The organism is Dolichospermum sp. LEGE 00246 (assembly GCF_015207865.1).
Classification (GTDB): Bacteria; Cyanobacteriota; Cyanobacteriia; order Cyanobacteriales; family Nostocaceae; genus Dolichospermum; species Dolichospermum heterosporum.
In genome coordinates this window covers 1-9,656 of sequence record NZ_JADEWA010000186.1, presented here as the reverse complement: position 1 = coordinate 9,656, position 9,656 = coordinate 1, and the positions used below count along the sequence as shown (strand labels likewise).

Here is a 9,656-nt window from a genome sequence, read left to right as displayed (position 1 = left end):
GCACTAGAAAAATCAGCTTTTTTTTGCCAATAACTACTATTAAACCTAACTACTTGTTGAAATTTTCCTTGATTAAATTTTACATCATCACAAAATACATCACCTTGAAAATTAGCAGTATCTAGAAACTTAATATTTTGAAAGTTGGCTTTCTCAAAGAAAATGCTACCTTCAAAACTACTCAGGGCGTGAAAAATAGCCCCACTAAAACTCACAGTTCTACCAAATCTGGATTCGTCCCAATTAATAGGTTTTAAAAAATTTGCCCCTTGAGCATTTACAGGTTGGAGAAAGAACGTATTCGGGAATTTTACTTCCCCATTAAAACGACTTCCTACCATAATTAAAGCCCCGCGAAATACAGCAATACTACTAGAGTTATTGGACTGATTGTTCAACAAAGATTTACAATCTTTAGCATTAGGAAAAGCTCTTGCTAAAGATTGCAAACATATTGAACGTAAACTTTCTAACTGTTGCTGTTCTGTATGTGTGAAAATTTGGGCTATTCCTTGAGCATAAAGAGGAGTTCGTAAACCCAAATCACTGCCATAAAAATCACCTTCAATTACAGAATTACTCAAATCTAAACCCAAAGCTGTCGCCCCAGTTTTTTGTAATTCTTTTCTGAGTAATTGATAAAAATTATCCCGAAAAATAGCATTTTCTGGACGTAAATCAATCACCATTTTTTTTAAATCTACAGTTAAATTACCATCTCGTAAAATTGGTGTTTTAACTCGTTCTTGTAATAATTCCCAAGTTAAAGTGATAGGTTCGTTGGGAACTGCAAAAGTAGGAACAGGAAGTAAAAATATAGCAAATATACAAACAAAACTTATGACTGCGGACTTAGATATGATGATTTTTCCTAATTCCGCAGATAATAAGTTGATTTTTTTAACCGTGTTTTTTATTTGCCAAAGGTGAGAAAAATCCCATCTTTGTAAATAGCTAAGGTGACAAAATAATCTCAACAAATTCCCTACTTAATGATTAATTCAATAAAACAACCTTACCCAGGACAGAACCAGTTTCCACTAAAGCGTGTGCTTTTGCGGCTGAGGCTAAAGGGAAGGTCTGACTAACTTCAATTTTTAACTTCCCTGCATCTATCCAATTAGCACATTCTTGTAAAATATCCCCATGATGTGTTAATAATTCCATATTTCCTAACAACAACGGTGTTAGCATTAGTTCTAAACTAATGCGGAGATTTCTGGTTCTAGCAACTTTCCAAACAGTGTTAGCTTTTGGTTCTAGAATAGTCACAATATCGCCATAAAGTCGCACTGCGGGAAAAGATTTTTCCAAGGTATCACCACCCACAGTATCAAAAACTAAATCTGCACCTGCACCATTAGTCCAATCTAATACAGATGCGACAAAATCAGTTTCTTTGTAAAAAATCACCTTATCAGCACCAAGATACACGATTTCCTCCTACTTTTCTCAGCAAGTCTAAGGTTTGAATTACGTCGTTATAAGTAGCTGTCCGCGACGCATTCAATACTAAAATCCCGTCTGGATTTGTTTGGATGTATTGTTTTAAACGTGCTTCTAATTCCTCCCGTTTCACAGGTTCTTTTTCGATGTAAGTTAATCCAATAGCATCAATTGTTACAGGTAATATTTTGCTTTTAATTTGGGAATTAGCGGCAGAATTTTCGCCTGTACTAGCTTTGGGTAAGTCAACATTAATTGCTTGCTGACGGGTAAATTGTAAAGCTGCCAATAGAAAGAATGTCAGAATACAAAAAACAACATCAATTAGGGGGATAATTTGAATCTGAAGGTCTTCACCGGGGGTCTCTAGCTTAACTTTCATCTTCTGGTTTTTCTCCAAAGTTCAAATTGGCATCATCAACCTTGTTATCGGGCAAATTTGCTGAATTGACAAGGTTTAAATCGTAATTATCAATTGGCTTATTTGGGTCATTTTCTGGGTCTTGAATAAATGTTCTTGATTCTAGCTGAGAAGATGAATCGAAATTTGTAGAGGTGCGTTTCGAGAATCTGCCCGTGTTAATTATTTTAGGTTCGGGAGGATATTGACGGTAAAGCAGTTCTAATTCATTGCCGGCTTTGTTGAAAATTTTAACTTGGTTAACAACAAAACTTTGAAATAAGCGGTAGAATACTAAACTGGCGATCGCTACTATTAATCCGGCTGCTGTACTAATTAACGATTCCCCAATCCCTGTGGTGACACCGGCTGTAGATTCAGTTCCCAAATCACCAATACGAATTGCACCTAAAGAACGAATCAAACCTAAAACTGTCCCCAATAATCCTAACAGTGGTGAAAGGGCAATCACCGCTTCTAAAAGTTTTTCACCCCGACGCATTCCGGCTATTTCGTCGGCTGCGGTGGATTCTAGGGCTAATCTAAAGGTTTCTGGATCGTTTTTTTGCAAGCTTAAGGGTGCGTATAAAAACCTGCCAACGGGCTGTTTTATAGCTTGTTCAGCCATTGCTTCAGCGATTCCCCAATCCTCACCAGCAGCATCTATAACCCGATTGACTATTTCTTTTTCCTGGGCAAGAATCCGTAACCAGAACCATAGACGTTCAAAAATCACACTTAGTGATAGAACTGACAAAACTAGCAAAGGCCACATAGCAGGCCCGCCCTTCTTAAACAAATCTAAAATATCCACTGTGTAGGTTTCCTCTCTCCATTCCGAGTAGTCAAGGCATTTTCATTTTAAAGAGTTTTGCATTACTCACAAACTTTTCTGATTAATTACTAAGGAGTAACATCTTCTATACACAATATGGCGGTTATTCCCACCGGGAGTTTAAATGATTATTTGCCAAAATAAAAAAATCACTGGAGGTTAAGAATGAACTTCTCAATTCAATCCCTGTATACATGGTATCGGAACACACTACGCAATCCTAAATACCGTTGGTGGATAATTATCGGCACAGTAGCCTATTTAATTAGCCCTTTAGATATTTCTCCAGATTTTATTCCTATTATTGGTCAAATTGACGATGTTTTACTGTTGAGTTTATTCGTTTCCGAAGTTTCTTCCTTAGTTCTTGATGGTTGGAAGGCAAAAAAAGGAACCGTAGAAAATAGTACCACCAATCCGGCTAATCATGCCGCTGCCGAAACTGTGGATGTTGATTCTATCCCTGTTAAGTAGGGTTTGCTGAATAAGTTGTCTGTGAGGGCAGGGAACAGGGAACTCTTAACTGGGAATAGGGAACAGTTTTATACTAAACACGGGTGAGATTTAAACTTTTGCTAGATGACAAAGAACCCAGATGTGTAGGGGTAAAGCAAGAGCTTCATTGGTGTCAACTTAAGCTCAAATCCCTACCACATCTTGTTCCTAGTCTCTGACTAGGAACGCAGTTGATGAGGCTCTGCCTCTAATATTATTGAAGGCAGAGCCTTCTAGAATTCATTCCCAGTCTCTGACTGGGAATGAGATGATATGGCTAACGCCAGGCAACGCTTACGCAATGACATTGTGTAATTAATTCTGTCTCACTACTTATCAAATATTTTTACCCCTCCCTAACCCTCCCCTTTACAAGGGGAGGGAACTGGATTTTTATTGTTTTCCCCCTTTACAAGGGGAAAGGGGGGTAGCAATGTGATGAAAATTACGGAATACCACTTTTAAAACATTTGTATGATAAAAAAAGTCCAGCTTCTAGCCGTTTTGAGTATATCTTGTTTTTCAGTCAGGAATATCCTTAATTTTGCCCCCATATTAACATAATCCTTAGATAGGTTTTTCCGTATTTACCCTTACAATTAAAAATAAAACATGACTAATTTACCCAAAGGATTAATTGTTTCCTGTCAAGCACCTGTAAACTCCCCATTACATGATCCTTATGTAATTTCTGCAATGGCACAAGCAGCAGTGAATAATGGGGCTGTAGCTGTAAGAATTGACACGCCCAGTCACATTCAATCCGTGCGGGAAAAAGTCCAAGTTCCGATTATTGGACTTTGGAAACAAGTAATAACTGGTTCTGATGTTTATATTACACCACAATTTCATCATGCTGTGGCTGTATCTGAAGCAGGTGCAGATATTATTGCCATAGATGCTACTACGAGAAATCGCCCCGGTGATGAAAAGTTGGCAGATATTATTACTCTAATTCATCAGCAGTTAAATAAGCCAGTTATGGCAGATGTAGATACTTACGAGGCTGCACAATTAGCTGTTAATGCCGGTGCGGATATTGTGGGAACTACTCTTTTTGGCTACACAACAGCAACTCAAAACTTTTCTCCTCCTGGTTGGGAATTACTCACCCAAATCGTAGAAAATCTGGATACTTTTGTGATTTGTGAAGGTGGTGTTTCTTCCCCAGAAATGGCTAGAAAAGCTTTGGATTTAGGCGCTAATGCTGTTGTTGTTGGTGGGGCAATTACTGGAATTGATTTGTTAGTTAAAGCTTATATAGCGGTTCTTGGCTGAGTGAAAGACAATAACCCCTCCCCGCAAGCAAGGAGGGGGCTTATGATGTATCTTATTCAAGTGCATACCGCTAAGTAGTGAGACAGAATTAATTACACAATGTCATTGGGAATGGAACGAAGTGAAATGAAGCAATCGCAAGGGTTGTGATTGCTTCCCTTCGCTCGCAATGACTGTAAATATTTTTGTCCAATTACTTATATCAGGGGAGTCTTGATCAAAGAATCTCAGTGTCTTTAGACCTGAGAGGTTGTTTGAAAACTTTTTCGTGTGGGATCTGACACCCGCAGATCCCCCTAAATCCCCCTTAAAAAGGGGGACTTTAAGGAATTTAGCCCCCCTTTGTAAGGGGGGTTGGGGGGATCTCGATTAATTCTGATACTTTTCAAACATCCTCTGAGAGTGTCAATCCATTAAGAGTAATTGCGAAGGTTCTAATTGCACATACCAGGGAAAAGGTTGATTTTGAATATTTTCCCATTTTTCTTTATATATTTCTCCTTGTAAGTGATAATCATGGGGATGATTACCAGGAGAATGTAGTTTGAGAAATACTGTCATGCGGTGAGGTGTTTCACTGGTACGCACTAAATAACAGGGAAAGGTGTTTACTTTTTGCGGATCTTTAGTGAAAATTAAATGATGAGCGCGAATACCAACATGAGACAATTGTAAAGGCATTTTTTCTCTGACTTGGAGGGTGCAATCCCAATCAATTGCTTCTATTTGTTGAGGAGATAAAATACTAGCACGGGAAAAGTTTTTACAACCTGTAAGTTGGGCGACATTTATACTTGCAGGATGTTGAAAAATCTCATATTTAGAACCATGATGTGCTTCTTTTCCCTGTTCTAATACTAATAGATTGGGACATAGCCGATAGGCTTCTTCCATATTATGAGTAACAAATAAAGTTACTCCAGAATAATCATCGAGAATTTCAGTAACTTGTTGTTCTAATTGACTACGCAGATGGGTATCTAAAGCGGAAAATGGTTCATCTAAAAGTAGTGCTTCTGGTTTGCTTGCTAAAGCCCTAGCTAATGCTACCCGTTGCTGTTGTCCCCCGGAAAGTTGATGCGGATAGCGATCGCCAAATCCTTGTAATTGCATAGTTATTAACTGCTTTTCTACCTCTTCCTTAACATTTACAGATTTGGGTATGCCAAAAGCGATATTTTCCGCCACAGTAATATGTGGAAATAGGGCATAGTTTTGGAATAAAAAACCAATTCGGCGTTGATGAATGGGTAGATCAATTTTCTTTTCTGAGTCAAATAATACCCGATTATTTAAAACTATTTGTCCTTTATTTGGTGTTTCTATGCCGGCAATACAACGCAAAATCATACTTTTTCCTGCCCCAGAACCTCCCAATAATCCCAATGGTTGATTATTAGTATTTAAGGCAACTTGAAGATGAAAATTAGCGAGTCTTTTGTCAATATCTAAAAATAAGCCATTTGGGGAATAATCTTTTAATAATAAAGAAGATTTATTTGCTAATTCTATTTGCTTTTGAGATGGTTTTGTCAATCTTGATTTATATGCAAGTTCTTGCCAAAAATTAGCTAGAATAATCCCTGAAAGGGAAATGATCATCATGGTAATTGACCAAAACCAAGCTTCATTTATTGCCCCAGCTTCTACTGCGAAATATATCGCCATTGGTATAGTTTGCGTTTGTCCAGGGATATTTCCTGCTAACATCAAAGTTGCCCCAAATTCACCTAAAGCCCGCGCAAATGCTAAGGTGGTAGCAGCAATAATCCCCGGAAATGCTAGGGGTAAACTAATGCGCCAAAAAATTGTCAATTCCTTCGCACCTAATGTTCTGGCTACGCGCAGTAAATTGGTATCAATTTGACTGAAAGCTGCTAATGCAGTTTTATACATCAATGGGAATGAAACTACTATAGCAGCGATCGCCGCACCATACCAAGTAAATACAATTGTCGTATTGAACGGTTCTAGTAGTTTACCCACTGGACCATTTTTCCCAAAGAATATCAGCAGTAAAAATCCAACCACAGTGGGGGGTAAAATCAACGGTGCGACAAATATCCCCTCAATTAAAGATTTACCTTTACCACGATATCCCAACATCCAATAAGCAGCAAATATACCCAAAAAGAAAGTGATAAACGTTGCGAGTAACGCCGTTTTTAACGATATCCAAAGTGGTGATAAATCCTGTGGCATAGTTTTAATAAAGATGTTTGTTAATTAGGGTTTTAGCGCTGCTCATTGGTGTCAACTTAACGTAAAACCCATAGCCCGTCTGGGAATGAATTCCCAGTCTAATAGCAAAAGTCATCTAAAGATGACTAAAAATCCCCAGTTTACTTTAGTAAACTTTACTTATTAGCCCGGAAATATGGCTTACGCCACGCTTCGCTATCATTTCTGGGTGGGTGTGGAAGCCAACAAATAAGCCATCTGTAGCCTAAGTTGACACCAATGAAGCTCTTGCTAAACCCCTACCTTTAGAATCAAACAATCAAGCCTTTTGAGTATAATTAACTCAATTTATTACTAAGGCAGAATAAACCCATATTTTTTGAATACGGACTTGGCTTGATTGCTAGATAAAAATTGAGAGAATTCTTTAGCAGCATCAACATTTTTGCTACCTTTAATAACTACTAAGGGATAAATAATGGGAGAGTGGTATTTTTCATCGGCTGTAACTACAACTTTAACCTTATCAGAGATTTTGGCATCAGTTATATAAACTAACCCTGCATCAGCATTACCAGTTTCCACAGATGCTAAAACCTGACGCACGTTACTAGCAAAAACCAGTTTTGATTTAATTTCTGACCAAATTTTTAACTTTTCTAATACTTGTTGTCCATATTGTCCTGCGGGTACAGTTCTGGGTTCACCAATGGCGATTTTTTTGACTTTGGCATCTTTGAGACTGTAGAAACTAGTGATACCAACGGCATTTTTAGGGACTACCAAAACTAATTTGTTTTTAGCAATGATATTTCGAGTTCCTGCAACTAAAAGTCCTTTTTGTTCTAAAGCATCTACTTGTTTTTTTGCCGCAGATATAAAAATATCCGCCGGCGCACCTTGTTCTATTTGCTGCTGTAATGCACCGGAACTACCAAAGTTATAATTTATTTTGACGTTTGTTTTACTTTGTTGGTAAAGGGGTTTAATTTCTTCTAGTGCCTCTTTTAAACTAGCAGCGGCGGATATAATTAAATTTGTATTAGGTTGTGCGAAAATCGGCGATGAAATTAGGCTGGGTAAGCCAATTGTCAGCAGCAAAGTGACTAAGGCTGTAGTAATAAAGACTAATAATTTTCTGCTTTTCATTGGTAAACAGGATGGGGGAAATTTTTAGTGCTGGTGTTAACTTGGTATACTTTTACCAAGATTACTATATTAGTTACCAATTATCTTGGTAAAACTGCATTGAGAAAATAAACCAATACTGCTCGGTTAAGCCTCAAAACCCCACAAAATCCTTGATAATGTTGGGTTTCGCTATCGCTCAACCCAACCTACATTTCCTTAACCGACAAGTATTGGAAAATAAACCTATCTCAGATGATTTATCTTAAAAATTGGACAAAAACTGTATTTAAGATTACTTTTTGCTAGATTATTGAATAAGTATCTATAATATTTACCAACTTAATTGGTAGTTGTATCAATTGAGTTTTTTCCTCCTCTCTATAAAATAGAGAGGAAATCATTCAAGTGTGAAATATGACGGTAATTAGGGGGAGAAAGGCGAGGAGAAAAATCCGCCAGGAGGGTAATTGTGCTACTGATATTGGTTCAGGTGGTGTTAATAGGGCTTCGATTCTTTGTTCCAAGCGATCGCCTGTACCCAAAGCTGCACAACAAATATCTGAGGTAATGGAGTTGTTACTAACGACTAATAATAAAGATTCTGCTAGTGTTAGAGGATCTACTTGTGATGCGGCGTAACTATCAGCCCGTAATTCTCGCAAAACTAATAATTCTTGCCATAAAGGCTCAGTATTCGGCAACCAGGCGGTACAAGAACGCATCCAGCCCAGCCAAAAGAACCAAAACGTATCCCTATACTGATAATGCCCTTGTTCGTGGGCTAAAACACTTTCTAGATGGGCTGGAGAGAGAATTTGTAGTAGTCCTTGACTAATGACTAATTCAGGTTGCCAAAAACCCATTTGTCCAGCAAATAAAGCTTGAGTTTCTAGGAGTCGGGCAGATTTACCATTTAGGGTAATTTGGGGACATTCACGGGCAGATTTAATGGCTTTCCAACCCTGGAAAGCTAGTTTGATACCAAAGATATTAAAAAATCCCAGAAAAATTAAGGCGAGGAGATAGCTAAAAGAGTCGGTATACATTCCCCCCATTTTTCCCTGGGTTCCCATGCAGACTACAGAGGTGACTGTCATGAAGATGAGTAAGGGGGGAAAAAGGAATAAAAATAGGGTTTTTTGCCAGCGTAAATGCCAATTTCCCTGGGGAATTTTGCCAAAGAATCGCAACCACCAAGCAATGGTAACAGCGGTGATAATCATGAGTAAGTGCATAATGTTACTTTTCTCCTCTAGCTTCCCGTGCTGCTTGGATGCGTTTAGCGATCGCTTCGATTTGGTCACTAGCAGCTTGATCTAAACTATCAGCAAATGCCGCAATCACATCAGGATTTCCCACTGCTAAAAATCGCTGTAATTGATCATGTGCCTTAATTACCTCTGCTTGTTGCTTAGTCAATAAAGGCTGCCAATAAAAGGCTTTCCCTTGTTTATTGCAAGCTAACCAGCCTTTTTCCGTCAGCCGACGCAGAACTGTAGTTACAGAAGTATAAGCCAATTCGCGGTTAGGATCAGCTAAGATGCGATCGTGTACATCTTTGACAGTAACAGAACTCAGTTCCCAGACGATATTGAGAATTTCTGCTTCCAATGGACCAAGAGACATTTGTTTGGGACGATAATCGGGTAAAGGAGCCATATTGATAATTGAAGATGTCATCTGGATTTTATCGCTTCCAGGTTTATTTATCGGTCACTTTTTCAGATTTAATATTATTCTTGCCTCCCTCCAATTCTTCCTCCTGACTCCTGATTGGGCGCAGGCCCTGCGCCCTTACCTCCTGACTCCTAGTAGTTCGTCAAATTTATTTTGACGGGTAATAATCGGAAAAAACTTCTGTTCTTCCCTCCCCTACCTCCCCTACCTCCC

The 9,656-nt window shown here is 38.4% G+C and carries 8 protein-coding genes and 2 pseudogenes; 2 read left to right on the top strand and 8 right to left on the bottom strand.

Annotated features, from left to right (window positions below; all coding sequences use genetic code 11):
* The 4 genes and pseudogenes from IQ228_RS13635 to IQ228_RS13620 form a co-directional block, all read right to left on the bottom strand.
* The coding region (locus IQ228_RS13635) for a pentapeptide repeat-containing protein (protein WP_193963144.1) at positions 1 to 980 on the bottom strand (980 nt) is incomplete at its 3' end.
* A gap of 16 nt (positions 981 to 996) precedes the next feature.
* Positions 997 to 1,428: pseudogene (locus IQ228_RS13630) on the bottom strand (zinc-binding dehydrogenase); the annotation flags it as partial.
* Positions 1,427 to 1,828 (bottom strand): annotated as a pseudogene (locus IQ228_RS13625) (ExbD/TolR family protein); the annotation flags it as partial. The pseudogenes IQ228_RS13630 and IQ228_RS13625, both read right to left, overlap by 2 nt.
* Positions 1,818 to 2,660 carry a MotA/TolQ/ExbB proton channel family protein gene (locus IQ228_RS13620; protein ID WP_027404515.1) on the bottom strand — a complete coding sequence of 281 codons (843 nt, stop codon included), beginning with the start codon at positions 2,658 to 2,660 and terminating at the stop codon, positions 1,818 to 1,820. The pseudogene IQ228_RS13625 and the gene IQ228_RS13620, both read right to left, overlap by 11 nt.
* A 186-nt stretch (positions 2,661 to 2,846) precedes the next feature.
* Here IQ228_RS13620 and IQ228_RS13615 point away from each other — a divergent pair, with 186 nt between their 5' ends.
* Both IQ228_RS13615 and IQ228_RS13610 read left to right on the top strand, forming a co-directional pair.
* Positions 2,847 to 3,155: a YkvA family protein gene (locus IQ228_RS13615; RefSeq protein WP_027404516.1), complete on the top strand. Its 309-nt coding sequence runs from the start codon at positions 2,847 to 2,849 to the stop codon at positions 3,153 to 3,155.
* Between the two features lie 633 nt (positions 3,156 to 3,788).
* The gene (locus tag IQ228_RS13610; RefSeq protein ID WP_027404517.1) at positions 3,789 to 4,454 is read left to right on the top strand and encodes an N-acetylmannosamine-6-phosphate 2-epimerase; all 666 of its coding nucleotides are present in this window, start codon (positions 3,789 to 3,791) and stop codon (positions 4,452 to 4,454) included.
* A 405-nt stretch (positions 4,455 to 4,859) separates the two neighbouring features.
* Here IQ228_RS13610 and modB read toward each other — a convergent pair whose 3' ends face one another.
* The 4 genes from modB to IQ228_RS13590 form a co-directional block, all read right to left on the bottom strand.
* Positions 4,860 to 6,656 (bottom strand): molybdate ABC transporter permease subunit, encoded by a 1,797-nt coding sequence (modB, locus tag IQ228_RS13605; protein ID WP_193963142.1) that lies wholly within the window; start codon positions 6,654 to 6,656, stop codon positions 4,860 to 4,862.
* A 333-nt stretch (positions 6,657 to 6,989) separates the two neighbouring features.
* Complete coding sequence (modA, locus tag IQ228_RS13600; RefSeq protein ID WP_193963134.1) at positions 6,990 to 7,784, bottom strand: molybdate ABC transporter substrate-binding protein; 795 nt, start codon at positions 7,782 to 7,784, stop codon at positions 6,990 to 6,992.
* A gap of 383 nt (positions 7,785 to 8,167) precedes the next feature.
* Entirely contained in the window at positions 8,168 to 9,001 is an 834-nt protein-coding gene (locus IQ228_RS13595; protein ID WP_193963132.1) for a M56 family metallopeptidase, read from the bottom strand.
* A gap of 4 nt (positions 9,002 to 9,005) precedes the next feature.
* Positions 9,006 to 9,425: a BlaI/MecI/CopY family transcriptional regulator gene (locus IQ228_RS13590; protein ID WP_027404521.1), complete on the bottom strand. Its 420-nt coding sequence runs from the start codon at positions 9,423 to 9,425 to the stop codon at positions 9,006 to 9,008.
* Positions 9,426 to 9,656: the final 231 nt, after the last annotated feature.